We start from the raw sequence: 26,054 nt of genomic DNA, 5'->3' as shown, positions 1-26,054 counted from the left end.
CATACATAACGTCCCTCCCGCATCCCAGCGAGAGGGATTTTTTGCTGTTTTTGCCCTATGGGACATACTCCAAGTTGTCCGGACATAAGATAGTACAAGATTCCAAGTGACCCGGAGGAATGAATTGATGCGAAAAATAACGAAAGTCATTGCATGCATGCTTATCCCTGTCTTCTTGCTGTCTTCATTAGGGGTTACTCAAGCCCAGGCAACGATTCAAGGTCCATCTACACATGCGCAAAGCGCTGCTCTCATTGATGTCACATCAGGCCGGATCTTATACAGCAAAGATGGGGATAAGGAACTGCGCATCGCCAGCCTGACCAAAATCATGACGGCGATCGTAGCGATCGAACACAGTAAGCTGGATGAGAAAGTTAAAGTGTCTCCCTCGGCTTTTGCCAAAGAAGGATCATCTATCTATCTCAAGTTAGGCGAAGAGATGACGCTTGAGAACATGTTGTACGGGCTAATGCTCCGTTCAGGCAATGACGCGGCCTCTGCGATCGCAGAACATGTGGGGGGTTCGGAAGAAGGGTTTGTACTATTAATGAACAAAAAAGCCGAGCAAATTGGTCTGACCCATTCCCACTTTATGAACCCTCACGGACTCGATGCAGAAGGTCATTACTCAACAGCCAATGATTTGGCGAGATTAACCGCCTACGCGTTGCACAATCCTGTGTTTAAACGCATTGTAGCTACGGAGGATAAATCGGCACCGAATCCCAATGAAAGCTGGGAATACTCCTGGCACAACAAAAATAAAATGCTGCGGATGTATGAAGGTGCGGATGGCGTGAAAACCGGCTATACGAAGAAAGCATTCAGATGTTTGGTCAGCTCCGCTACACGTAATGGACAGCAGCTCGCCGCGGTAACGCTGAACGATGGAAACGATTGGAACGATCATGCTCGGATGCTTGATTTCGGGTTTGAATACTTTCCGTTGGTAGAGGTGGCTAAACAAGAACAGCCTGTGCAAAATACCGATGTCGTTACAGGCCGGGGATTTTGGTACCCACTGGCGAAGAGTGAGCAAAACTCATTGACCAAGAAGTTGATTCTGCACCAGAATCGAGCACAGTCAGAAACGGAAGGCAAAGAACCCTCAACAGATCCTTCGTTCGGGTTGGCAGGTCGCATTGATATGCAGTTAGACGGCAAACTTGTGGGCTCGATTCCGGTATATCGCAAAGGTAGTTTTATTCCTCCTGAGCCGAAGACAGAAGAGGCTACAATGGGTGGAATCGGCAATGTCTCTTCCTGGGCAGCTGTATGGCGTGCCGTGTTAAGTCACCTGTTATCTCCTTAGCTAAATCACCTTTGAAGGGAGGATGTAACCCATGATCAATGTAATTTGGCTACTGATGATCTTAATCGGATTTGCTTTTGCAGCCATCAACGGCAACATCGAAGTGGTCACGCAAGCCGCTTTCGATGGAGCGGCAACGGGAGTCACGGTCTGTTTTGGACTGATCAGTGTGCTTGTGTTCTGGATGGGGATGATGAAAATGGCTGAAGATGCCGGTCTCCTAGCCCGGATCGCTAAGCTGCTGGGTCCGGTTGTTGGTTTTCTATTCCCCGATGTGCCCAAAAATCATCCGGCGATGGGTTATATTCTCTCCAATATGAGTGCCAATCTGCTGGGGCTAGGAAATGCGGCTACTCCGATGGGAATCAAAGCCATGCAACAACTGCAGGAGCTTAATCCGGACAAACAAACCGCTTCTCCTGCCATGTGCACCTTACTGGCTCTGAATACGGCGAGTATTACCATTATTCCGACAACGCTGATTGCGATTCGGTTAAACTATCATTCCGCAAATGCTACAGAGATTGTGGGAACAACACTAATGGCTACCATTATCGCTACACTTGCTGCTATAATCGCCGATCGCTGGTATCGGAACAGGGCACTACACAAACCGCCGCGTATACAGAAAAGTGGCAATCCCGGCATGAAAGGATGAGCACCCTTGTTAACCTTCATCAACTGGATCTCTGTCTGGGCCATCCCGGTTATTATCGCGTTTGTTCCATTATATGCGTTTACCAAAAAGGTCCCGGTATACGAATCCTTTGTTGATGGGGCCAAAGATGGATTCTCGACTGCAATCAGCATAATTCCGCATCTCGTGGGCATGATGGTCGCGATCAGCGTCTTTCGTGCCTCGGGTGCACTGGATTTTGTGATTAGCCTGTTAGCTCCTCTTGTATCCTGGATGGGTGTACCGGGGGAAGTCTTGCCACTTGGGATTCTGCGTCCGTTGACCGGGACAGGCTCCCTTGCGTTTACAACCGATCTGATCAAAACTCATGGCCCTGACTCCATGATTGGACGCATGGCATCTACAATTCAGGGAAGTACGGATACCACGTTATACGTGCTGACCGTCTATTTTGGAGCTGTAGGCATACGTAACGGTCGGTACGCGCTCAAAGTGGGGTTGTTTTCCGATGTCGTTGGTTTTATTGCTGCGCTCGCCATTTGTTTGCTCGTTTTTGGTTAAAAGATATCTCCTTTCCTTCCGATATATTAGATATGCTAGAATAATAGCGGAGGAGAGTGAGACATGCAGAAGAGTTGGAAACGAATGCTCCGTGTCGGAATGTCAGGCGTGCTTGCTATTGCAATGCTCGCAGGGTCAACGGGACTGGCGGCGGCTCAAGCCGTTCAGACGATACATTTTACAGGATACTTCGACAAACAGCTGCGTGCACAAATGGCAGTCACAGCGGATTCTTTTCCAGTCGTGAATGTACGTTTGGTCAAGCAGGATGAACCCGATATGGTATATTATGATGTTGGTACCTCGATACTGATCTCCAAGGATGAAGTGCTGACGAATTACCATGTCGTTCAGAGTTATGCTGAACTATCTGATGGTGATGAAGGCACACTGACTGTTGCAAGTCCGGGTTCCTTGGGTCAGCCTGTAAAGGCGAAGATCATTAAAACAGATCCGGTGACAGACATGGCATTGCTGAAGCTGGACAAGGAGATAGACGCCAAACCGGTCACGTTCACGAACGCAAGGGATAACCAGGTCGTCTACACCATTGGATTCCCCAAAAATCCTGCTGGTGATCTGGTCATTCTGGATGAAGATTTCCCTTCAACCTACAATACGATAGCGAAAAGCCGGGTGTTCAGTTCCCAGGCTTCGGATGTTCCGGGTAAGAAGGGAATCGGCAGTATTGTGAAATCCATGGCACAAGGTAATTCAGGTGGCCCTGTTCTGGATCAGAATAACCGGGTAATCGGCATGATGACGTTTGTGTATGGTGGACGAACCTATTATATTACTTCCAAAACATTGCAGTCTTTCATTAAAGATAGCACCACGCCTGCCAAAAAGCAGGTTGCGGTTGCCGGTAAAGTTTCCAATTAAATGATTTGAGAAAAGGTTTATCTTTATGCCATCTGTGTTCAACAGGTAGTGTAAGGGTAAGCCTTTTTTTGCATCAGTCTGGAGGAGGAAGGTAGCCTAAAATGGATATTTGTGACGCCAGTTTACAAAATCCTTGGATAATCCTTGTGATTTCCCTGCGTGATGGGTATCATTAGTGTGAGGTGACATGACAAACATGGAAAGATTACAAAAAATTATCGCACAAGCAGGCATTGCATCCCGCCGCAAGAGCGAGGAACTGATCCTGTCCGGCAAAGTAGAAGTTAACGGGGAGGTCGTAACCGAACTGGGTACGAAAGCGAACCCCGAAGAGGATATGATTACGGTTAATGGAAAACCGATCCGCAGTGAGAAAAAAGTGTACTTGATGTTGAACAAGCCAAAAGGCGTAATTACAAGTGCATCTGACCCGGAAGGGCGGAAAATTGTGTCCGACTACCTGAAAGGTGTCAAGGAACGTGTATACCCGGTGGGTCGTCTGGATTATGACACAGAGGGCTTATTGATCCTGACCAATGATGGTGAGTTTGCACATTTGTTGACGCATCCGAAGCATCACGTACCCAAAACGTATCATGCAACGGTCAAAGGTGTGCCGCATGGTTCAGCTCTGGAGAAATTAAAGACAGGCATTATGCTGGATGACGGCATGACTGCTCCTGCAGAGGTGGAGTACAAAGATGTGGATACAGCGGCCAATGAGTCGGTGATCTCCATTACGATCTATGAAGGGCGTAACCGTCAGGTTAGACGTATGTTCGAGGCGATCAACCATCCGGTAACCCGACTGAAACGGATTTCGTTTGGTGGGATTTTGCTACAAAACCTGAAACGGGGTTTGACACGCAATCTGACCAAAGAGGAAGTCAACAACCTGATTACCCTCGCACAATCAGAACCAGCCAAAAAAATGAAAAAAAGGTAATGTGAGGACACATAATTTTCATAAAACCGCCGCAGTTTTGTGACGAAATTCGCTATAATTGTTCATAGGATGTTCACAGTTGACTTAGATCAATAAGATGCGATTGTTTTAGTCACTTAAAAGGGGAGCAGCACATGGGGAAATCAAGAAGAACGGTGCAAATCGTCATTTTGTTATTGATCCTGGTGTTGGGCGGATATGCGATTACCACATCGGTATCCGGCTCGAATGGCAAGCCAAAGGAAGGGGACAAGTCTCCTTCTTTTGAACTGCTGGGCCTGGATGGTCAAGTTCATACGTCTGATGAGTACAAAGGGAAAGCGATGGTAATCAATTTCTGGGGCACGTGGTGTGAACCTTGTGTTAAAGAAATGCCTGCACTTCAGGCGCAAGCTGACAAATGGAAGGACCAAGGAGTACAATTTGTCGGGATTAATGTTGGGGAAGACCAGATGACGGTGGATAATTTTGTGAGGCAAGTTGGAGTTACGTTTCCAATCATGCTGGACCGGGAGAAAAACTCGGTTCGTGATTTCGGAATCTCTCCGATGCCAACGACATTCTTTGTATCCGACACGGGCAAAATCTCTACCATTCATATCGGGCAACTTGATTTGGACACACTTGACGCTCAAATTTCGCAACTGGCGAAGCAGCCCTGACAGGAGGTCTATTCGTGTTCCAAAATACCAAATGTGAGTGCGGACACCAGAATCCGGTAGGCACTGTACTATGTGAAGCATGTGGGAAACCGCTACTGGAGGCTGAAGCTAAATCGGATGAAGTGCTGGAAATGCGTTATGATGGCATGGCGCGCCGTTCACAGCGGAGCAATCCCAATATCATTGACCGCATATGGAACTTTTTTTCATCCGTCAAAATTGCCGTCTATATGATTGTCTTTACGCTTGTAGGCTCTATGCTTGGCACGATCTATCCGCAAGAAAGTACATTCTTGAATATTGATCCTTCCGTGTATTACAAAGAAACATACGGTCAGTTGGGTCACATTTATTATCTGTTGGGTCTATCCCATACATACGAATCCTGGTGGTTTATTCTACTGCTGGTGCTGATTGGTGCATCATTGGTGATATGCAGTCTGGATCGCGTCTTACCGCTCTATAAAGCACTGAATAAACAGAAAATACGCAAACATACGCAATTTTTGACAAGACAGCGTCTGGTGTACCAAGGTTCCATTGAAGAGGCACCGGAAGACTGGATTAAGAAAGCGGTTACGCCGCTGAAAAAGAAAGGGTACCGTGTGCACACGCAGGGTGATGCATTACTCGCCGAGAAACAGCGATTCAGTCGATGGGGCCCATATGTTATTCATATCGGACTCATAATATTTTTGCTGGCGGTGCTTGCACGAGGACTTCCTGGTCTGAACCTGGACGAGCATGTCGCTTTTCCTGAAGGTGAGATCAAAAAGATCCCGAATACGTCGATGTATCTGCAAAATGAACAGTTTAATGTTGAATTCTACAGTGAGGAAGAAGTACCAGAGCAATTCCGTAACCTGAATAAGACCGTTCCAAAACTGTTTGAAACGAAAGTTGTTTTGTATGAATGTACAGCGGATTGTTCGGATCTCTCGAAGAAACCTCAGTTAGCTGAGGTAGCAAGGCATGATGTACGGGTGAATCATCCATTGAATTATAACGGTCTGAAAGCTTATCAGTTTGATTATGATCTAACACCAACCATTCGGTCCGTAACGCCTGATCTGGTCAACACCAAGACGGGTGAAGTATACGGCGCAATTAAAATCGATATGGTAGATACTCAAAGAACTTTTGAAGCGGGCCCTTATCATCTCACGGTAAAAGAAAAGTTTATGGACTTTGGGTTAGATGAGAATGGTGAGCCAAAATCAAAATCGCCTTCACCTAATGCGCCTGCGTTTCTCTTTCTCATAAAGGGACCGGATCTACCCGAAGAGGGGATACAATATCTGTATTTTGCCAAGCAGATTGATAAACAACGGTTCCAACAGGATGCGATTAACCAACAGCTGATTGGAACAGAGATTCCTTTACAATTGGAAGTAGACAGCATGGACAAAGTTGATATTATTCAGTCCGTAAGTTATCTCAATATACGAGTGGATAAGGCCATGCCTTTTGTGTGGGTAGGAGCCGGCATTGTCATGTTGGGTCTGATCATGGGTTTTTATTGGCATCATCGCCGCATCTGGATTCGTTTTGATGATAAACAGCTCACCTTGGGTGGACATACGAATAAAAACTGGTTTGGCTTCAGGCGTGAAGTTGCGGCCGTCTTGAAACAGATGAATCTGGAAGTGGAAGAGAAGTCGTTGGATAACGGGGGGAACCAAGCATGAATTTATTGGATTTCAGCAGCGACGCATTTATCGTAGCTTTCTTTCTCTATTGTGCTGCATTCTTGTTATATGCTGTCGCGGTAATGGGCAAAAAATGGAGTAATCGTGATCCTTTGGACCATATGAATCGTTGGGGGAAAAGAGCTTTTATCGCTTCGACTGTCGCTTTGGCGGCACATATCGTATTTTTTGTAACCCGATGGGCTGGGGCAGGTCATATCCCGGTTAGTAACATGTACGAGTTCATGTCTTTTCTCTCCATGATGATCATGGTTGCATTTATTGTTGTTTATGCCATATACCGCAAGTCGTTACTTGGTTTGTTTGCCTTACCACTTACCATCATTATTATGGCGTATGCCGCTGTATTTCCTCAGGAGGTACAACCATTAATCCCGGCACTTCAGTCCATCTGGCTGAAAATTCACGTGACCTTGGCTGCGCTTGGTGAAGCGTTCTTCGCCGTAGGTTTTGCGGCAGGATTCATGTATTTGCTTCGTACCGTTGATTTCAGTGGGAAAGACAAGTCTTCAAGACGCCAACGGGGATGGGTTGAATTCACGCTGATTACCATTGTCGTAGTCATCGGATTTATCGGAACGGTATTTGCCTTTCGTGCCGCTGGTTACGAGACGGTTTTTGTACAGAAAACGGTCAGCATTGACACAGAGGTACAGGAAAATAGTACAATAGAGAAAGTGATTTATCGCATGCCTCCGATTTTTGCACCATATAATAGCGAAGTGGAGAGCATGACACCGTTTCTTGGCATGAAAAAACCTTTACTTGAGACGCCTTCCTGGATGAACGGGGTAAATGCCGGGCGCAAGCTGAATACGGTGGTTTGGTCACTTATTGTAGGTCTGATTCTGTATGGAATTGTACGACTTCTTGTGCGTAGACCACTTGGACAAGCGTTACAGCCGATGATGGATGGAATCGATGCCGATGATCTAGATGAGATTAGTTATCGCGCGATTGCCATTGGTTTTCCGATATTTACGCTGGGAGCATTAATCTTTGCCATGATCTGGGCTCAGATTGCTTGGAGTCGCTTTTGGGGCTGGGACCCCAAAGAGGTGTGGGCATTAATTACATGGCTATATTATAGTGTGTATCTGCATTTGCGTTTATCCAGAGGTTGGCAAGGTCAAAAGTCTGCATGGCTTGCAGTTCTTGGCTTCCTGGTCGTTATGTTTACGCTGGTTGGGGTGAATCTGATTATTGCCGGATTACATTCTTACGCTGGAGCAGACTAGGACAACTCGTATTGCAAAGGTTGGTTTAGAAGCGGGAAACACAAATGTACCTTTTATTTGAAGGGTATTCAAATATTGTTCGCCAGATCGAACATAATAGAAGTGATGAGGAGTTATTGCAAAGGGGCTGGAGAGGCATGGCTGAACATGAGAATCGAATACTGGTCGTGGATGACGAAGAGAGAATCCGCAGGCTTTTGAAAATGTATCTTGAAAAAGAAGGTTATGAAATCGATGAAGCTGAGGATGGAGAAACTGCGCTGCGTAAAGCAACAGCAGGTGACTATGGTCTGATTTTGCTTGACGTGATGTTGCCGGGTATGGATGGCGTTGAAGTGTGTACCCGTCTTCGTCAGGTGAAATCAACCCCGGTTTTGATGCTCACTGCAAAAGGTGAAGAGATTAACCGGGTTCAGGGTTTCGAAGTTGGCGCTGATGACTACGTAGTAAAACCATTCAGCCCGCGTGAAGTGATATATCGCGTAAAAGCGATTTTGCGTCGATCTTCTGCAACGGCATATCTCTCTAAGGAGAGTAATTCGAGTAACAATATTGTGTTCCCGCATCTGGTTATTGAGCATGATGCCCACCGGGTAACTGCTGGCGGCGAAGAGATTAGTCTTACACCAAAAGAATATGAACTGCTGCACTATCTCGCAACATCTCCAGACAAAGTTTTCTCCAGAGAAGAATTGCTCAAAGATGTATGGAATTACGAATTCTTTGGCGATCTTCGTACCGTGGATACGCACGTGAAGCGTCTTCGCGAGAAACTTAACAAGGTATCGCCTGAATCGGCGGCCATGATTACGACGGTGTGGGGTGTGGGTTATAAACTGGAAGTACCGAAATAGTTTTAATTTCTGGAGATCTTTGGTCGGGAAGTTATGGATCACTATTATCTGCCTTGTGGGTTGTGTACTTATAGCGCTGGGTCTTTTTTTGCTGCCCTACATTGATACGAACTTTGCAGAATCCGAATCGAGAGATATTAAACGGCTGTTCACCTATATCTGTATTATCGGATTCAGTTTAACGACGTTTTTTGCATTGTTTCTTTTCACCAAAATTACACAGCCCATGCAGCAATTGATTCAGGCAGCCAATGCGATTCGCAAAGGGAATTATGGAACCCGCCTCTCCCTGGTAACAAGTGATGAGATTGGTGAACTTGCCAACACATTTAATCATATGGCTGCCCAACTGGAAGATAACATTCGGAACCTTAACCATGAGAAAGAACATCTGGCGAGTGTGCTTCGAAGCATGACCGATGCGGTGGTTACTTTTGATGGTGAAGGTAAAGTTATCCTGACGAATCCGCCAGGAGAGAAGATCATGCAGGCTTGGTATGACCTGGATTGGGCACAGATGGACGAAGGACAAGATGCCGAGCATTCTGGCAAGTCTTCACGTGATGTACCTGAGCCCCTCCTTCCTTTATTCAGAATGGTGATGGAGCAAGGCGGGGATCAGAGCTCCAATGTTCATGTACAGCAGGGGGTATGGTCTGTTCAGATGGCACCGTTGTATGCTGATAGTGTTGTCAGAGGCGCTGTGGCTGTCTTGAGAGACGTAACAGAAGAAGTACGGCTGGAGAAGATGCGGCGTGACTTCGTGGCTAACGTATCTCATGAGATACGAACCCCGTTATCCATGATGCAGGGCTACAGTGAAGCGCTTCTGGACGGCATGGCAACCTCACCTGAGGAGAGTGAAGAACTCATTCAGGTGATTCATGATGAGTCCCTGCGGATGGGCAGACTGGTCAAAGACTTGCTTGATCTTGCCCGGATGGAAGCTGGACACACGGACATGGTGATGAAGGAAGTTGATCTTGGAGAACTGCTGGAACGGGTATATCGAAAGTTCTCGGTGCGCTCGAAAGAACAGGGAATCCAACTGCAGTTTGAATGCAAACAGCCAACCATTGAACTTCAACAGGCAGATGAGGATCGACTGGAGCAGGTATTTACGAATTTGCTGGACAATGCGTTCAGGCATACGCCTACTGGCAAAAATGTAATGATCTCTGCCGAGCTGGTCACGCATCTTCGCGCTCCGTTCGCCAGAGTTTCTGTGAAAGATCAGGGTGTAGGTATCCCTTCGTCTGACTTACCTTTTATTTTCGAACGCTTCTACAAAGCTGACAAGGCACGTGTTCGGGGTGAAAGTGTAGGTACAGGACTCGGTTTAGCCATTGTGAAAAATATTGTAGATGCCCATCAAGGCATCATTAATGTGAATAGTGTACTTGGCGAAGGTACGGAGTTTATTTTACAATTTCCTGTGGATTCATCGAAATAGCCCGATTTCATACAAAAAGTGCGAGAACACCCTCTTATGTAGGGTGTTTTTTTGTTGAAGAGTACCGTTTAATCTTGTTCAACGTGGAACATGAACCATCGTTTTTATTTTGCTTAAAAAGAGTGTCCAAGATAATTTTCCCCTCTATGTTACATAAGCTTGAAAAACAAGCAAGTTAGAGGAGGATTGAGTTAAGCATGTCCGATGAACGAAAAAGGGTCAATATTAAAGCCTTTCTGGAAGGCAGATCTTTCAGAGCAGGCTCTCCATTTATCCCCATAACATCAAGTGAACTGGAGCAGTTCGAATCCATTCTTCATTCTCTAGCTGTAACTATTCCCGCTGCGATCAGTCAATCGACTTCAGCCAATGTACTGGCATTGCAGAATGGACTGCGCCAGTTGCTTACTTTTGTAAATGATTCCGGATTTCGTGCCGGAGTAAAGGCGGAATTGCAAGCCGTATTGGAATTAACCATTGCAGGCTCAGAGGTTGTCCCAGTTCCTCTAATTAATCTGGCTGGTAACTTGCAAAACTTACTGGATGACTTGTTGAGTGTGACGTTACTTCTGGAAGTTCCGCCTGCAGAAAAAGATAAACTTGTAGGATTAATCCGTTCGATATCTGTGTCCTTAAGTCGGGCAACGACGACTTTCGGAACCGGGGGCATTACTGGACCGGCTGGCCCACCCGGGGTTCCAGGAGTTCCAGGTGTACCAGGAGTTCCAGGTGTACCGGGCGTCCCTGGGGTGAAAGGGCCTGCGGGACCAGCAGGAGGAATTGGACCCGTAGGACCAGTGGGGCCAGTTGGCCCACAGGGAGCGCAGGGTCCGGCAGGAGCACCTGGTGTGGGTTTAAACAATATTACTGAATATGATCCTGCACTTGGACCGACCTATGCTCAGGGGCAGGTCGTTAGCTACGAGGGCAGTCTTTATGTTGCCAATGTAAACGGTCCCTTAGGTACACCCGGAAGTTCCCCAGACTATACTCTTTTGTTGTCGGGTGGAACGACTGGAGCAACAGGGGCAACCGGAGCTGGTTTGACTGGAGCCTTAGCATTTGATCCAGCGCTCGCACCGGGTTATCCTGCAGGTCAGGTAATTACGTATAACGGTAGTACGTACATTACAAGTGTAGCTGGTCCATTAGGAACACCGGGTACTTCATCGGATTACACATTAATTGCGGCTGCGGGGGCCACAGGTGCAACTGGTGTAGGTTTAACTGGATTAACTTCTTTTGATCCAGCTCAGTCCCCAACATATCCAGCCGGTCAGGTCGTTACGTTTAACGGTAGTACTTATATTACGAATGTTGCAAGTCCTGGAGGAGTTCCAGGAAGCTCACCGGACTACACGCTACTTGCGGCTGCAGGAGTCACAGGTGCAGGAACGACCGGGGCAACCGGAGCCACAGGTGTAGGATTAAGTGGCATCGTACCGTTCGATCCGGCTTTAGCACCAACCTATCCGGCGGGTCAGATCGTCACGTTTGGTGGCAGTACCTACATTACGAATGTCGCATCGCCAACAGGTACGCCAGGCAGTTCGCCAGACTATACTTTACTTGCAGGATCGGGTGTTACAGGTGCGACTGGAGCTACGGGCATTGGCTTAAACGGTGCAGTTCCGTTTGACCCTGCAGTAGCTCCAACGTACCCAGCCGGTCAGGTCGTTACCTTTAATGGCAGTACGTATATAACCAATGTAGCTTCTCCTACGGGGACGCCAGGCAGTTCGCCAGACTACACATTGCTCGCAGGTGCAGGACCTACAGGAGTCACAGGGGCATCAGGTGTAACGGGAGCAACGGGTGCAGGATTGACAGGTATAGTGCCATTCGATCCTGCCGTAGCTCCAACGTATCCAGCGGGTCAGGTTGTAACGTTTAATGGAAGCACATATATAACCAATGTAGCATCACCAACGGGAACGCCGGGTACATCACCGGATTATACATTACTTGCTGGTGCAGGAAGCACGGGTGTCACTGGGCCAACCGGAGTAGGGGTCACGGGAAGCACTGGAGCAACGGGTGCAGGATTGACAGGTATTGTGCCATTCGATCCAGCCGTGGCACCAACGTACCCAGCGGGTCAGGTCGTAACGTTCAATGGAAGTACGTATATTGCGAATGTGGCATCACCTACGGGAACGCCGGGCACCTCGCCGGATTACACGTTGCTTGCCGGAGCGGGAGCAACGGGAGTTACAGGAGCCACAGGCATTGGCTTAAATGGTGTTGTGCCGTTTGACCCTGCCGTAGCTCCAACGTATCCAGCGGGTCAGGTCGTAACGTTCAACGGTAGTACGTATATTGCGAATGTGGCAGCGCCAACGGGAACGCCGGGCACCTCGCCGGACTACACGTTGCTTGCAGGTGCAGGACCTACAGGAGCCACAGGGGCGTCAGGTGCAACGGGAGCGACAGGCGTAGGTCTAACTGGCATATTGCCATTCGATCCAGCCGTGGCACCAACGTATCCAGCGGGTCAAGTCGTAACGTTCAACGGAAGTACGTATATTGCGAATGTGGCATCACCTACGGGAACGCCGGGTACGTCACCGGATTACACGTTGATTGCAGGAGCAGGAGCGACGGGCGTTACGGGCGCAACCGGAGTTGGAGTAACGGGAAATACAGGAGTTACCGGTGCATCCGGCGTAACTGGAGCAACGGGCGTAGGATTAGCTGGAGTTGTGCCGTTCGATCCAGCTGTAGCCCCGACATATCCAGCGGGTCAGGTCGTAACGTTCAACGGCAGTACGTATATTGCAAATGTGGCATCACCAACGGGAACGCCAGGTACGTCACCAGACTATACGTTGATAGCTGGAGCAGGAGCGACGGGTGTTACAGGAGCCACAGGCATCGGCTTAAATGGTGTTGTGCCGTTTGACCCTGCCGTAGCTCCAACGTATCCAGCGGGTCAGGTCGTTACCTTTAATGGAAGCACGTATATTACCAATGTGGCATCACCAACAGGTACACCAGGCACCTCGCCGGATTTTACACTGATTGCAGGTGCAGGTCCTACAGGAGCCACAGGGGCATCAGGTGCAACGGGAGCCACAGGGATAGGTTTAAGTGGCATAGTGCCATTCGATCCAGCTGTAGCTCCGACGTATCCGGCGGGTCAAGTCGTAACGTTTAATGGAAGTACGTATATTGCCAATGTGGCATCACCTACGGGAACACCAGGTACCTCGCCGGATTACACACTAATTGCAGGTGCGGGAGCGACGGGGGCAACAGGAGTTGGAGTGACAGGAAGTACTGGAGCAACGGGCGTAACAGGTGCAGGTCTGACGGGAGTTGTCCCATTCGATCCAGCTGTAGCTCCAACGTATCCAGCGGGTCAAGTCGTAACGTTCAACGGAAGTACGTATATTGCGAATGTGGCATCACCAACGGGAACGCCGGGTACGTCACCGGATTACACGTTGATTGCAGGAGCAGGAGCGACGGGCGTTACGGGCGCAACCGGAGTTGGAGTAACGGGAAGTACAGGAGTTACAGGTGCATCCGGCGTAACTGGAGCAACGGGCGTAGGATTGGCTGGAGTTGTGCCGTTTGATCCAGCCGTAGCTCCAACGTATCCAGCGGGTCAGGTCGTAACGTTCAACGGTAGTACGTATATTGCGAATGTGGCATCACCAACGGGAACGCCAGGCACGTCACCGGATTACACGTTGATTGCAGGAGCAGGAGCGACGGGTGTTACGGGCGCAACCGGAGTTGGAGTAACGGGAAGTACAGGAGTTACAGGAGTTACAGGAGTTACAGGTGCATCAGGCGTAACTGGAGCAACGGGCGTAGGATTGGCTGGAGTTGTGCCGTTCGATCCAGCTGTAGCCCCGACATATCCAGCGGGTCAAGTGGTCACATTTAACGGAAGTACGTATATTGCGAATGTGGCATCGCCAACGGGAACGCCAGGCACCTCGCTAGACTACACATTAATTGCAGGAGCAGGAGCGACGGGTGCAACAGGAGTTGGAGTGACAGGAAGTACTGGAGCAACGGGCGTAACAGGTGCAGGTCTGACGGGAGTTGTCCCATTCGATCCAGCCGTAGCCCCAACGTATCCAGCGGGTCAGGTCGTAACGTTCAACGGTAGTACGTATATAGCCAATGTGGCATCTCCAACGGGCACGCCGGGCACGTCACCCGACTACACATTAATTGCGGGTGCAGGAGCAACGGGTGTTACTGGCGCAACAGGAATTGGAGTTACAGGAAGCACGGGAGCGACTGGTACGCCGGGCGTAACAGGGACAACTGGAGCAACGGGCGTAGGATTAGCTGGAGTTGTGCCGTTTGATCCAGCCGTAGCTCCGACGTATCCAGCGGGTCAGGTTGTAACGTTCAACGGTAGTACGTATATTGCGAATGTGGCATCACCAACGGGAACGCCAGGTACGTCACCAGATTACACGTTGATTGCGGGTGCAGGAGCGACGGGTGCAACCGGAGTTGGGGCAACAGGAGTGACTGGTGAAACCGGAGCAACTGGCATAACGGGATTGACCGGGGCAACTGGTATTACAGGAGCCACGGGAGTTAGCATAACAGGTAGCACGGGAACAACAGGAGTGACTGGTGAAACCGGAGCAACTGGCGTCACCGGATTGACTGGGGCGACTGGGGTAACGGGAGCCACGGGAGTTAGCGTAACAGGTAGTACGGGAACAACAGGAGTGACTGGTGAAACCGGAGCAACTGGCATAACGGGATTGACTGGGGCGACTGGGGTAACGGGAGCCACAGGAGTAAGTGTAACAGGTAGCACGGGAACAACAGGAGTGACTGGTGAAACCGGAGCAACTGGCATAACGGGATTGACCGGTGCAACAGGCATTACGGGAGCCACGGGAGTCGGCGTAACCGGAAGCACAGGTGCAACAGGTGTAACTGGTGAAACAGGAGCAACTGGTATTGCGGGCTTAACAGGAGCCACAGGTATAACCGGTGCGACCGGTGTCGGCGTAACCGGAAGTACGGGAGTTACTGGTGGGACTGGAGGAACGGGAGCCACAGGTATAACCGGAGCAACCGGAGTTGGCGTAACCGGAAGTACAGGAGCAACTGGCGCGACTGGAGGAACGGGAGCCACAGGTATAACCGGAGCAACCGGAGTTGGCGTAACCGGAAGTACAGGAGCAACTGGCGCGACTGGAGGAACGGGAGCCACAGGGATAACCGGTGCGACCGGAGTCGGCGTAACCGGAAGCACGGGTGTAACAGGAGCGACTGGAGGAACAGGAGCCACAGGTATAACCGGAGCAACCGGAGTTGGCGTCACCGGAAGCACGGGTGCAACTGGTGGGACTGGAGGAACGGGAGCCACAGGTATAACCGGTGCAACCGGAGTTGGTGTAACCGGAAGTACAGGAGCAACTGGCGCGACTGGAGGAACAGGAGCCACAGGTATAACCGGTGCGACTGGTGTTGGCGTAACCGGAAGTACAGGAGCAACTGGCGCGACTGGAGGAACAGGAGCCACAGGTATAACCGGAGCAACCGGTGTGGGCATAACGGGAAGTACCGGTGCAACGGGTGTGACAGGAACGTCGGTCACTGCAGCTTCTTCGTACGCTGAGAATACGAATGGCACCATCCTTGTTATTTTGGGCGGAACAGTCGTTGCTCTTCCTGCAAACCAGAATATTGGAACAGGTATTACAGTAAATGGCACCAATGATACCTTCACTCTTGCTACAGCAGGCAGATACTATATCAGTTACAAAGTTAATCTGACAGCAGCAATCGCCGTACAATCACGAATATTGCTTAATGGAGCTGTAGTACCAGCGAGTGTAATCTCACCAGTGCTCTCTTTAAGCCAATTGGCAACCGACTTTATTATCACTGCCACAGCGGGTTCGACCATCCAGCTTCAATTGTTTGGCCTAGTGGCCACAGCTGTTCTATCACCACCAGGTGCGACACTCAACATTATCCGCTTGAGCTAACTACCAAAAAAAGAGACGGACCCTTTGGGGTTCGTCTCTTTTGAATTTACTGAATGATTAGCAACTATTCCAACACGATTTCAACGGCTGTATTAATTTCTGGAAGGGCAGCGAGCTGAACAAGAACATCTTTGGGAACGGCTTTATCCACGGTCAGGATCATGATGGCAGCACCACCAATGATTTTCCGACCCACTTGCATGGATGCGATGTTGACCTCATTTTGTCCAAGCAGGGTTCCTACACGTCCGATAATACCTGGTTTATCGTTATGGGAAATCAAGATTTGATGACTTTCCGGAGCGATATCTACCGGGAATTTGTCCAGGCGAACAATACGTTCTCCATAACCTGCAAGCAATGTACCCGCTACACGGCGTTCTTCAGCATCCTGAGTCGTCACCAAGGTTACGGTAATCAGGTTAGTAAATCCTTTAGTGGCAGAGGTTTGGCTTACAACCACATTCAGATCACGGATTTTGGCCAAATGCATGGAGTTGACGATATTGGCTTCCCCGCCCAAATGTCTTGCCAGAATTCCTTTTACAATGTAACGAGTGAGAGGAGACGTATCTACTTCAGAAAGGTCACCAGCGTAATCGATCCGAATCTCCTGCACTGCATTTTGTGTAATCTGTGCTGCAAAACTACCCAATGTTTCACCCAGTTTGAAATAAGGCTGCAATTTGTTCATTACAGTTGGTGCAACAGCCGGCATGTTAACTGCGTTCTTGAACGGTTCATTGCGCAGAATGTGAAGAACTTGTTCAGATACGTCGATCGCTACGTTTTCTTGTGCCTCAACAGTGGATGCACCAAGGTGAGGTGTGACAATAATGCTAGGATGATTCAGGAATGGGTGGTCCTGAGCAGGTGGTTCACTTTCAAATACGTCAAATGCTGCTCCGGCAACAATGCCTTCGTCAATTGCTTCCACAAGTGCCATCTCGTCAACTACACCACCACGGGCACAGTTGATAATCCGCATGCCTTTTTTCATAACTTCGAATTGTGGACGTGAAATCATGTGCCGTGTTTCCGGTGTTAATGGCGTGTGAACGGTCATGAAGTCCGCATTGCGAATGATATCATCTACACTAGCCAGCTTCACTTGCAGCTTCTCAGCACGCTCCTCTGTGAGGAACGGGTCGTAAGCAAGAATGTCCATTCCGAATGCTTTGGCGCGCTTGGCAACTTCACTACCGATCCGTCCCATGCCCAGTACACCCAGCGTTTTATTTCTTAATTCCACACCCAGGAAGGTTTTACGATCCCACGTACCTTGAATGGTTTTGGCGTATGCCTGAGGAATGTGACGCGCCAGTGCCATCATCATGGCAAACGTGTGCTCACAGGTTGTGATGGTATTGCCGTCAGGTGCGTTAATAACGATGATACCACGCTGTGTAGCAGCTTCCAGATCAATGTTATCTACACCAACGCCTGCACGTCCGATCACCTTAAGGTTGGTACCAGCCGTCATAATACGATCTGTAACACGAGTCTGGCTGCGAACCAAAAGGGCATCATAATCACCAATAATGGCAACAAGTTCATCTTCACTAAGACCGGTTTTCTTCTCAACAACAACATCATTTGCATCCACCAGTTGCTGGATCCCCAGATCACTGATTGGGTCCGACACTAACACTTTGTACATGGTTTCTTCCTCCTTAGGTATGTGTATCTATATCGTCAAGGTCTGACCTCAGCGAAGAGGTATTCCTTAAAACCAGGTTGATTCTTCCGCCCAACAACGCGGTGTCGCAGCAGAGGGGGAAGGTGAAGCAAATAGAGTGATCCCACAGATATCCTTTAAAATAAATCAAAAAACTCTCAATCCACATACTGCTTGCGCAATAAGGGACGAGAGTTGTCGTGGTACCACCCTAATTCACCGCCGTTTCGCAACGACAGTCTTAGCGGTCAATGAAGACCGAAGAGGATAACGGGTCTAAACCGATTGCACCTACTCCAATTTCAATGCAATAACTCAGGAGCGCTCAAGACCATTTGCCTGCCACCGATTCACACCTACCATCGGCTCTCTGGAAGACGAAGCAACGTCTTTTTTCCATCATCGTGTTTAACGTGACTAATTTTTTCATAATGTATCATGGCTGACATGAGCATGTCAATAGGCTTAAATGTTTTAAATTGGATTGCAGATGTCTTTCGATTCAGACATAGTCAGAGTCACTATAAGCCATGTAACAGTTACTGTACATACCTTAACGAGATGGAATATCTGCTGTTTGATGAATCGGATTTTACTGCTTTAATGAAGTAATGGCACTGACTCAAAACCGGGACTTCGGGCAGGCCTTGAACCTATTTGGTTTTTTGGCTATCATTTAGTATACTATCCGATTGGACAACGTAATTGTTATCCATCAAATTTAACTCAAGAGGACAGACGCATCCGATGAAAAAATTTAAGTTTCCCAAGTTCAAGATTCAGAGGGCTGAGCCACAGCAGCTTACCGAGCGTTTGCTTTTAATCAATCTATACTTTACACAAGGTCTGACACTGATAATCGGGGTTGTATGGATTTTATTGCAGAAACGAAACTTGTTAGATGTACTCGCATGGCCCGACAATTACCAATTTATATGGTGGGGTCTTGGTCTTGCTGGCGTAATGCTTGTTATGGACTTGGTACTGTCGTATGTTATACCTCAGGAAAGCATGGATGACGGTGGAATTAATGAGATGTTGTTCCGTGGGCGTCCGATCTGGCACATTGTATGTATAGCAGCCATTGTGGCTGTATGTGAGGAATTATTATTCCGTGGAGCGATTCAACATGCCATCGGTCCTTACTGGACAAGTATTTTATTTGCAGTTATCCACATTCGTTATTTGCGGCACTGGATTCCAACAGGATGGGTGTTTGTCTCAAGTTATGGATTGGGTTGGATTTACATGCAATCCGGCACATTATGGGCGCCTATATTATGTCACTTTATAATTGATTTGGTGTCCGGATTAGCGATACGTTTTCGGAGGGGATCATGAATCAGCCATTAAGCAGAATGAAGACATATGGCAGTCAGCGCCATCGTCAATCGGATAAAAAAGAGACATCCGAGCGTCAGGTGGCTTCTCAAGTAAGCCTGGTTGCTGAAACGGCAGCGGCTGCTGAAGTTGGGGGAATCACACCAATAACTTCCGTTTCCATACCTAGATCACAGCGCAAGCCCTATACAGAAACGCTGGAAAGTCCAGTATTACCACAGAGAGCACCATCACGCTCCAAAAAAACGCCAAAAACAACGGAAGAATCGATCCCCGAAGCGGGTTCGCTTCCTACACGGACAGAATTACATCCTTCACGTCGGTTAAAATTGAGCAAGAGGTTTGTCAATTCACTCATTTTTATTTTTGTCATGTTAACGATTAGTCTGGTTTGGTGGGGGGTAAAAGGGGCACCCGCTCTGAATACGTTCCTTCCATTGCCGTGGTAATGCTATTCATCGCAGGTTTAATCATTTTGATGGGAGTTGTACTATTTTTTCATATGTGGCGTGAAGCCCATGTTCATCAAGTGATTGAAGAAGAGGTCGAAGTTCCTCATCTGCCACCATCCTTTGACGGGGCTATGATTTTGTATGTATCCGATACGCACAAGCGCAAGCTGAAACAGAAGGATCTGGAAAATTTTAAAAACAAGGTGGACTGGGTTCTGATCGGTGGGGACGTTGCGGAAAAAGGAATCTCATGGTCCATAGTTAGACACAATATGAAACTCTTATCGAACATTGCTCCTTCTTTTACCGTGTATGGGAACCATGATAAGAGGGCTGGTACCGCTCAGCTTGCTCGAATCCTTCGGGAATCGGGCGTTCAGCTCCTGCAGGATAGCGTGGAATATCTGAGTAGGGGCAACGACAGAGTGAGCCTGATCGGTATAGACTATCGTTCCAAACAGGGAGATGTATTGTTAGAGCAGGTCGGCGACCATTTTTGCAAATTAGCCATCGTTCATGATCCTTTACAGGCCCTTCGCTTGGAGCAAAATGCAGATCTTATCTTGAGCGGCCATACACATGGTGGACAATTGGTATTACCTTTTTTCGGACCTGTGTTCCTGAGCAAAGCGTATCGTCCCATATCGAATGGGTGGTACTCCCTGAAGCGCAGTCCGGAGGACGTTCATCAAGAAGGCAAAATGCTGGTTAGCAGAGGATATGGTACCAATCATCTTCCTCTCCGACTAGGTTGTCCTGCGGAGATGCACATCATCACGTTAAGAGTGCCTGCGGAAAGAGCACTCACAGAGAAACAGCCTTGATCCATTGGATCAAGGCTGTTTTATTTTAATGTGCAAAATTACAATTTAACGAGCTTCCAATTCAATAGCACGCGGATCGACAAAGGAATAGCCTTTCTTTTCGAGCTTGGTCAGCAACTCATCCAATGCTTCAACTGTCCATGGCAACTCGTGCATCAAAATATTGCTTCCGGGATTTAACTGGTCCAGTACATTTTGAATGACTTTTTCCGGTTTGTTTTTGGTGCTTTTATCCCAATCAAGCGAACCATTAGACCAGGTCATATATAACATGCCATTTTTCTTCACAGTCGCCTTCAGCGCATCATTACCCGATCCAAAAGGGGGGCGGAAGAATTGCGGTTCCTCCCCGATGGTATCCTTCACTATTTTCTGGACATCTGTAACCTGTTTTGACGCCTCAGCGTTAGACATTTTTTTGAGATCCTCATGATCCCAGGCATGATTGCCTACAATCTGACCCCGTTCATGGATGAGTTTGAGCAATTCCGGGTGACTTTTCACCCGATATCCATTGACGAAAAATATCGCTTTAGCGTTATGTTTATCTAAAGTGTCGATTAGTGAAGTAATCATTTTTTCTTCTTTGGGGCCATCATCAAAAGTTAACAAGACCACTTTGCTTGGGCTCGTTTCATCATTCGGTTTAATATAATAATTTTCATTCATATGATACGTTTGTTCCACTTTCTCTTCCGCAGAAACCTGCTCCGAAGGGTCAGGTTCTTCTTCTGTCGCAGTTGATTCGCTCGTTGAAGGTTCGGTCACACCGGTTCCGGGTTCTCCTGATTCACTTGGGTTAGAATCACTTTGCTCTTCTTGAATTGTGGTAGTGGGTTCACTAGCTGGAGCGGAATTTTCGGATGTTTTTTCTTCCGCTGCCCCACAGGCTGATAACAGCAAACTTGCAGCTATAATCAATGCGGCGGTATGTCTGAACATGATTTCAACTCGCTTTCCTGTATTTATACGGAATGAGATCGCTCGCTCCCGCAAACACTACATGTGATTTTAACACTTAAAGGAGGTTGGTGTAATGAAGGCGTCATCCTTTTTTTGGGGCATTGTAATTGGCGTTGCAGCCAGTTCGTGGCTGTCCAAAGGCAAAATGTCCATGTTGTCTTCGGGTTCATCACGAAACATGATGGATCAGGCAAAACATAAGATGATGGAGATGACTTTCCCGGGTATGGATGGGTTCACCAGCAAGCAAAATCAACATGGCGAATCACACAAAAACCCAGCAGCAAAAAGCGTAAGCACAATTACTCCGCAGGAAAAAGAAGCGAATATGAGCATGCTCAAGGATTTTATTCGCACTAATCCGGATGTGAAGCATGAAGTTGAGCAAATTTTAACTCAAACAAACACAACAGTACCGGGTTTATAAACCAAAACCTCCAATTAGAATCATCCACAGTATTGATTTGCTGTGGAATGATTCTTTTTTTGTCGATTTTACTTCGTGCATTTAGAGGTATAAAATGATAACATAACTACATAGATTTATTTTCAGCACATATTGTTTTGTGCTTCATAATCTGTTATAAGACTTGCTTATAAAGGGGAGATCCTGTATGAAAATAGAACGACTAAGTCACGATAAGATACGGATTTTCCTGACCTTTGACGATCTGAGCGAGCGCGGAATACAAAAAGAAGATATGTGGCAGGAAATACCTAAGGTTCATGAACTGTTCACTGAAATGATGGATCAGGCCTATTCCGAACTTGGATTTGATGCCACTGGTCCACTTGCTGTCGAAGTATTCGCACTTCCCGCTCAAGGGATGGTTGTCATTGTCACACGTGGAAAATATGATCCGCAACAATATGGTTCAGGTCATGAAGATGATCTTCCTGAAGAAGTATATGAAATGGAAGTTACACTCGAGCAAAGCGATTCCATCGTTTATGCGTTCAAGGACTTTGAAGTGCTCATTGAAGCTGCACATATGTTGCGTCAGCATGTTACGGATGCTGGGAGACTTTATTCTTATAAAGACAAGTGGTTCTTGCATTTGGAACCAGATGAGGTGGATTCCACCAAACATGCGGCATTGATCGCCTTGCTTGCTGAATTTGGTGAAGGCTCTTCAGTTACTCCAGCAGTTATGGAAGAGTATGGTAAGGTTATTATTTCTGAACAAGCGATTGATGTTATCTGCACCCACTTCAAACGCCAGGATTAATCTCTAGTTGTAATCGCGTCTTTAGTCAGAGGAGGGAATTTCGGTGCTTTTGTTTTCGGTCTTAGCGGCAGCAGTTGCCCCGGGTCTCGCCTTGTTAACATACTTTTACCTGAAAGACCGTTATGATTATGAGCCACTTCATATGGTGTTGCGGGTTTTCCTCATGGGGATTCTGATGGTACTGCCTGTGATGATTATTCAGCGTGGCATGATGATGTGGCTCGGGGATAATCCTTATCTTGAGGCTATTCTGATCTCAGGTGGTGTGGAAGAATTCGTCAAATGGTTCGTGCTTTATCATATCATCTATAATCACACCGAATTTGATGAGCCGTATGATGGGATCTTATATGCAGTTGCTGTTTCACTTGGATTTGCCACAGTTGAGAATGTGTTGTATGCCTTTGCGGGGAATGCATCCGTCTCAGCCATGTTCCTCCGGGCACTGCTCCCTGTTTCAGGGCATGCAATGTTTGCGGTAATCATGGGGTACTACATGGGCAAGGCCAAGTTTATCGGTGGCAAGAAAAAGCGGTGGTATCTGGTTCTTTCTCTCGTGTTACCTTTTTTCTGGCATGCATTGTACGATGTCATCATGAACACCATGGTAAATCATTGGTTGTGGTTTATAGCGCCACTAATGGCGGGCCTGTGGTATGGGGCAATGGGTAAAATCACACGCGCTAATAACCGTTCTCCTTTTCGTTTTGTGAAGCGGGAGGAAGAGGTTAAATTATAAAAATACGGACACACTGGTGGACATAAAGCGCATATTGCGCCTGCGGCCCTGGTGTGTTTTTATTTTTTTGCGATAAAACTCCCGGGAAATGACCAACAGAAACGGGGATGTTGTGATGAGAATCAAAATTAAAATCAGATGTAAGCAATGCGGTGAACGTTTTACATTACGAGGCAAGAAAGAACGTGGCCGGATTGAGACAGGATTCAAGCAGTGCCTCTGTGATAACAGGGACCAATTCGAAATCGAAGAGGAAGGCATGGCAACCGGAGTTCAGTTGAATTAAAAGTAGTACCCAAACGGTACTTTAGCAGCCTGCTTGTGTAAGGACTGGAAATCGCATGCATAAGAGATCTTTCTTCGATCCACAATAGAGGTAGTGGTTTAGAAGAAAGGAGACTCTACCGATGTATAAACGATTAAGTTCAGTTATGTTTCCGATATTTGCGGTCCTGCTGGTCGGTGCGCTCGTATGGGGCTATCAGGAGAATCAGGAGAAGAATGCAATACTGATCAAGGCAGAGAATCAATATCAGCGTGCCTTTCACGATTTATCTTTTCATATGGACAAATTGCATTCGGAGATTGGTAACACCTTGGCGGTTCACTCCACATCACAGGGGATGCATCGCAAAGGTTTGATGAATGTATGGCGACTCACCAGTGAAGCACAGAATGAGATCAACCAACTGCCACTGACCATGCTGCCCTTTAACGAGACAGAGGAGTTTCTCTCCCGTATTTCCAACTTTGCTTATCGAGCGTCGATGCGTGACTTGACGAACGAACCACTAAGTGAGAAGGAAATGGGCAACCTGAAAAAGCTATATCAGAATTCATCCGAGATTACCAAGAATCTGCAGGATGTACAGCAGAAAGTCCTCACGGACCGTTTACGCTGGATGGATGCGGAGACCGCCATGGCAACGCAAGAGCAAACGATGGACAACACAATAGTTGATGGATTCCGTACCGTTAACAAAAAGGTACAGGAGTACCCTGAGCTTGATTGGGGTCCTTCAGTATCCAATATTTATGCAAAACGTACAGTTAAGAAATTGGACGGCTTGCCGGTGACCAAAGATCAGATTCAGAGCAAGGCTGCGAAATTTTCTGATGCGGATAGTAGCAAAATTCAAGTTCAGGAGAACGGCAAAGGAACGGACTGGGAGTCCTACACGGCTACGATTGATCATGCCAAGAATGGCAAACTGATGATGGATTTCACCCGTAATGGCGGAATGCTGATCTCTTACAGTGATACACGTCCGATTGGAACCAAAAAGGTATCACGTCAGAATGCCATGGCTAAAGCAGATCAATTCCTAATGAATAAAGGCTATAAGGATATGAAGGCTGTAAACTACGATGAATACGGTAATTTGGGTAACCTTACTTATGTGCGCAAGCAAGGGGACACCTTGATTTATCCTGAGAAAATGTCAGTTCGCGTTGGGTTGGATACTGGCGAAGTAACCGGCTTCCAGGCAAGTGATTTTGTCTACGAACATAATGACAAGCGCAAAGTTCCAAAAGCAACTCTAACGGAGCAACAGGCGCGGCAAAAGCTTAATTCGGAGTTCGAAGAAAATTATGTTCGCAAATCCCTGATTGAAAATGATTACAGCAAAGAGGTGCTGTGTTATGAGTTCGGAGGGAAAATAAACGGTTCTCGTTACCGGATATACATTAATGCGAATACAGGTATCGAAGAAGCTGTTGAGGAGATCAAACCGGTCAACGCAACCTCATAAACAGCTGGAGATCTTTGAATGTTCAATCGCATAAACAACGACGGCAGACCACGATGTGGTCTGTTTTTTTTCTTGTTCAATGTGAGAAAGGTCATGGTATAATAGTCCTTGTACATACGAAGATAAATACATAAAGTGGCGGTGAACCAATTGTTTCCTAAAATAAATGAAATTTTATACATCCAGATCGCTTCGGCAGATGAAAAAGAGGAAAACAAAGAGTACAAATCACGCATTGCAGATATGGATGACAGTAGTTTTCTGATTGAGGTCCCGATGCAACAGGGAAGCAGCCGTCTGAAAAGGCTCTTTTTTGGCGAGGAATTGTCCATTTCATATATTACGGAGGATGGAGTCCGGCATTATTTTAATACCTATGTCACCGGATTTGAAGAGGATGTGGTCCGTCTTGTTCGTATCCGAAAGCCGCTTCCAAGCGATATATCCAAGATACAACGTCGCAGCTTTCTTCGTGTTCACGCAAACCTTGAAATGGCCATCCAGAGTGAAGATCTGACCCGTGCCGTAGGATTGACTGAAGATATCGGTGGCGGTGGGTTGTCTATCTATGGCGAAGCAGGATTTGCAATAGCTGAAGGTCAAAAGCTGAAATGCTGGTTGCTTGTTCCATATCGTAATTCAACAATTGAACATGTCAATTTTGAAGCCGAAGTCGTGCGGATCAAAAAACTTGAAACCGGCAGATTGCTGTGCATGCTAAAATTTGTACAGATTTCAGATTCGGAACGCCAGAAGATCATCAAGTTCTGTTTTGAACGTCAATTGGACTACCGTACGAAATAGGAATGTTGTGGCATAAAAAGAGTAAACTGCGGGTA

22 protein-coding genes and 1 other annotated feature are annotated in these 26,054 nt (G+C 47.4%); of the genes, 20 read left to right on the top strand and 2 right to left on the bottom strand.

What is annotated here, in order from left to right:
* The first annotated feature begins 127 nt into the window (after positions 1–127).
* The 11 genes from NYE45_RS18820 (at position 128) to NYE45_RS18770 (ending at position 16,235) form a co-directional block, all read left to right on the top strand.
* Complete coding sequence (locus NYE45_RS18820) at positions 128–1,315, top strand: D-alanyl-D-alanine carboxypeptidase family protein (protein ID WP_340013595.1); 1,188 nt, start codon at positions 128–130, stop codon at positions 1,313–1,315.
* Between the two features lie 31 nt (positions 1,316–1,346).
* Complete coding sequence (locus tag NYE45_RS18815) at positions 1,347–1,973, top strand: nucleoside recognition domain-containing protein (RefSeq protein WP_340013594.1); 627 nt, start codon at positions 1,347–1,349, stop codon at positions 1,971–1,973.
* 6 nt (positions 1,974–1,979) lie between these two features.
* Positions 1,980–2,513: a spore maturation protein gene (locus NYE45_RS18810; RefSeq protein WP_062835224.1), complete on the top strand. Its 534-nt coding sequence runs from the start codon at positions 1,980–1,982 to the stop codon at positions 2,511–2,513.
* A gap of 63 nt (positions 2,514–2,576) precedes the next feature.
* Entirely contained in the window at positions 2,577–3,395 is an 819-nt protein-coding gene (locus NYE45_RS18805) for a serine protease (RefSeq protein ID WP_340013593.1), read from the top strand.
* A gap of 196 nt (positions 3,396–3,591) precedes the next feature.
* Entirely contained in the window at positions 3,592–4,341 is a 750-nt protein-coding gene (locus tag NYE45_RS18800) for a pseudouridine synthase (RefSeq protein ID WP_340013592.1), read from the top strand.
* Between the two features lie 134 nt (positions 4,342–4,475).
* Positions 4,476–5,003: a redoxin family protein gene (locus tag NYE45_RS18795; RefSeq protein ID WP_017687661.1), complete on the top strand. Its 528-nt coding sequence runs from the start codon at positions 4,476–4,478 to the stop codon at positions 5,001–5,003.
* A 14-nt stretch (positions 5,004–5,017) separates the two neighbouring features.
* On the top strand, positions 5,018–6,691 hold the full coding sequence (locus tag NYE45_RS18790) for a cytochrome c biogenesis protein ResB (protein WP_340013591.1): 1,674 nt from the start codon (positions 5,018–5,020) through the stop codon (positions 6,689–6,691).
* Complete coding sequence (gene ccsA, locus NYE45_RS18785) at positions 6,688–7,950, top strand: cytochrome c biogenesis protein CcsA (protein WP_340013590.1); 1,263 nt, start codon at positions 6,688–6,690, stop codon at positions 7,948–7,950. The genes NYE45_RS18790 and ccsA overlap by 4 nt, the downstream gene beginning before the upstream one ends.
* Before the next feature lie 137 nt (positions 7,951–8,087).
* On the top strand, positions 8,088–8,804 hold the full coding sequence (locus NYE45_RS18780; protein WP_017687664.1) for a response regulator transcription factor: 717 nt from the start codon (positions 8,088–8,090) through the stop codon (positions 8,802–8,804).
* A 55-nt stretch (positions 8,805–8,859) separates the two neighbouring features.
* Complete coding sequence (locus tag NYE45_RS18775; protein ID WP_340013589.1) at positions 8,860–10,257, top strand: ATP-binding protein; 1,398 nt, start codon at positions 8,860–8,862, stop codon at positions 10,255–10,257.
* 197 nt (positions 10,258–10,454) lie between these two features.
* Complete coding sequence (locus tag NYE45_RS18770; RefSeq protein WP_340013588.1) at positions 10,455–16,235, top strand: collagen-like repeat preface domain-containing protein; 5,781 nt, start codon at positions 10,455–10,457, stop codon at positions 16,233–16,235.
* 64 nt (positions 16,236–16,299) lie between these two features.
* Here NYE45_RS18770 and serA read toward each other — a convergent pair whose 3' ends face one another.
* Positions 16,300–17,895, bottom strand: a complete 1,596-nt coding sequence (serA, locus tag NYE45_RS18765) for a phosphoglycerate dehydrogenase (RefSeq protein ID WP_062835218.1) — start codon at positions 17,893–17,895, stop codon at positions 16,300–16,302.
* 199 nt (positions 17,896–18,094) lie between these two features.
* Positions 18,095–18,325, bottom strand: a binding site (T-box leader).
* Between the two features lie 335 nt (positions 18,326–18,660).
* Between serA and NYE45_RS18760 the strand changes: the two genes are divergently transcribed.
* From NYE45_RS18760 to NYE45_RS18750, 3 genes are read left to right on the top strand one after another with little or no spacing between them, the layout of a single operon-like run.
* Positions 18,661–19,254, top strand: coding sequence for a type II CAAX endopeptidase family protein (locus tag NYE45_RS18760; RefSeq protein ID WP_340013587.1), 594 nt, complete (start codon positions 18,661–18,663; stop codon positions 19,252–19,254).
* Positions 19,251–19,703, top strand: a complete 453-nt coding sequence (locus NYE45_RS18755; RefSeq protein WP_062835216.1) for a hypothetical protein — start codon at positions 19,251–19,253, stop codon at positions 19,701–19,703. The genes NYE45_RS18760 and NYE45_RS18755 overlap by 4 nt, the downstream gene beginning before the upstream one ends.
* Positions 19,704–19,756: 53 nt before the next feature.
* Complete coding sequence (locus tag NYE45_RS18750) at positions 19,757–20,530, top strand: metallophosphoesterase (protein WP_340013586.1); 774 nt, start codon at positions 19,757–19,759, stop codon at positions 20,528–20,530.
* A 45-nt stretch (positions 20,531–20,575) separates the two neighbouring features.
* On the opposite strand, the gene NYE45_RS18745 is transcribed toward NYE45_RS18750, so the two are convergent.
* A complete protein-coding gene (locus tag NYE45_RS18745) occupies positions 20,576–21,472 on the bottom strand; it encodes a polysaccharide deacetylase family protein (RefSeq protein ID WP_340013585.1) in 897 nt (298 codons plus the stop codon).
* 94 nt (positions 21,473–21,566) lie between these two features.
* On the opposite strand from NYE45_RS18745, the gene NYE45_RS18740 reads away from it, so the two are divergent.
* The 6 genes from NYE45_RS18740 to NYE45_RS18715 all read left to right on the top strand — a co-directional run bounded on the left by NYE45_RS18740 (position 21,567) and on the right by NYE45_RS18715 (position 26,019).
* The gene (locus NYE45_RS18740) at positions 21,567–21,920 is read left to right on the top strand and encodes a hypothetical protein (RefSeq protein ID WP_340013584.1); all 354 of its coding nucleotides are present in this window, start codon (positions 21,567–21,569) and stop codon (positions 21,918–21,920) included.
* 187 nt (positions 21,921–22,107) lie between these two features.
* A complete protein-coding gene (locus tag NYE45_RS18735) occupies positions 22,108–22,722 on the top strand; it encodes a genetic competence negative regulator (protein WP_062835212.1) in 615 nt (204 codons plus the stop codon).
* 43 nt (positions 22,723–22,765) lie between these two features.
* Positions 22,766–23,461 carry a glutamic-type intramembrane protease PrsW gene (gene prsW / locus NYE45_RS18730; RefSeq protein ID WP_062835211.1) on the top strand — a complete coding sequence of 232 codons (696 nt, stop codon included), beginning with the start codon at positions 22,766–22,768 and terminating at the stop codon, positions 23,459–23,461.
* Positions 23,462–23,576: 115 nt separating this feature from the next.
* Positions 23,577–23,747 carry a hypothetical protein gene (locus NYE45_RS18725; RefSeq protein WP_167350887.1) on the top strand — a complete coding sequence of 57 codons (171 nt, stop codon included), beginning with the start codon at positions 23,577–23,579 and terminating at the stop codon, positions 23,745–23,747.
* Between the two features lie 121 nt (positions 23,748–23,868).
* Positions 23,869–25,215, top strand: a complete 1,347-nt coding sequence (gene ypeB / locus NYE45_RS18720; RefSeq protein WP_340013583.1) for a germination protein YpeB — start codon at positions 23,869–23,871, stop codon at positions 25,213–25,215.
* A 150-nt stretch (positions 25,216–25,365) separates the two neighbouring features.
* Entirely contained in the window at positions 25,366–26,019 is a 654-nt protein-coding gene (locus tag NYE45_RS18715; protein ID WP_340017399.1) for a flagellar brake domain-containing protein, read from the top strand.
* The last annotated feature ends 35 nt before the right edge of the window (positions 26,020–26,054 follow it).

It is taken from the genome of Paenibacillus sp. FSL K6-1318 (assembly GCF_037976905.1).
Taxonomy (GTDB): domain Bacteria; phylum Bacillota; class Bacilli; order Paenibacillales; family Paenibacillaceae; genus Paenibacillus; species Paenibacillus amylolyticus_A.
This window is presented reverse-complemented; position numbering and strand designations above follow the sequence as displayed.